Annotated in this window: 1 protein-coding gene; it reads left to right on the plus strand. The window is 68.2% G+C overall.

The genetic code is table 11. The annotated features are described in order from the left end of the window. Nucleotides 1-61 precede the first annotated feature (61 nt). On the plus strand, nucleotides 62-1,055 hold a 994-nt coding region (locus tag IEY79_RS37085), incomplete at its 3' end, for a phosphopantetheine-binding protein (RefSeq protein ID WP_189112057.1).

The raw sequence follows: 1,055 nt of genomic DNA on the forward strand, positions 1-1,055 counted from the left end.
CTCGGTGGTGGAGAGAATCCAGCCCACCCGCGATCCCAGCCGCAACCCCATCTACCAAGCCATGTTCATCCATCAGGCGAAGGGCACGGGCGATGCTGCGGGAAGCACGGCCGGTGACATCACCTGGAGCGGCTTTCCGGTCGACGACATCGGGGCGCTGACCGATCTGGCGCTGGGCTGCCGCGAGAGCGACGACGGGACCCTGCACGGGGTGCTGCGGTACAACGAGAACCTGCTGGAACGGGAGAGCGCCGAGCGGATGGTCCAGGACCTGGCGCGCGTCATACGGGCGGTCGCCGAGGACCCCGGGTGCTGTATCGACGAGATTGAACTCTCCGTCGGCGCTGCCGGGGGGGCCCGCGGATACCTCGGCCTCGTCGGTCCGACCGCCGAGCACTTCCTGCCGGACCCGTTCACCGTGGGACGCGAAGACAGCCCGCCGGGCGCAGACGACCTGGTCGATCCGGGTGAGCTCCGGGTGGCCATGGAGAAGAACCCGCTAGTAGCGGAAGCCTTCGTCAGGACCGGCGAACCCCGGGAAGTGGACCTGTTGGTCGTACTGGCCGATCCGGCCCCGCTGGACGCCATGGACCGGCTCCACGACTGCCTCGACGACCTGTTGCCCCTGTACGTCGAGTCCGTCGGCATCACCGTGCTGGACAGCCTGCCCCGGACGCCCGGCGGCGACGTGGCGGTGGATCGGCTGCCCGCACCTGCCCCTCGGACAGCCTCGGGCGAGCCTCCGAAGGACGAACTCGAGACCGTTGTCGCGGAGATCTTCAAGGACCTCATAGATGGCGTCGAAACCGTCGGCCGGCACGACAACTTCTTCGACATCGGTGGACACTCACTGATCGCCATGCGCGTGAAGTTCGGGGTGCGAGAGCGCCTCGGGCTTGAACTCGAGCAGGCCGAGTTCTACCGGAACCCGACCGTGGCCGGAACAGCCGCGTTGCTGAGGAACCGGCAGCCTGCGTCGCCCGCCGCTTCGTCTGGGGGTGTGTTGGTGGGTTCGGGTGCGGTGGAGGGTGTGTTGTCGCCGGCGCAGGAGGCGT

This window comes from Streptomyces camponoticapitis (genome assembly GCF_014646115.1).
GTDB classification, from domain to species: domain Bacteria; phylum Actinomycetota; class Actinomycetes; order Streptomycetales; family Streptomycetaceae; genus Streptomyces; species Streptomyces camponoticapitis.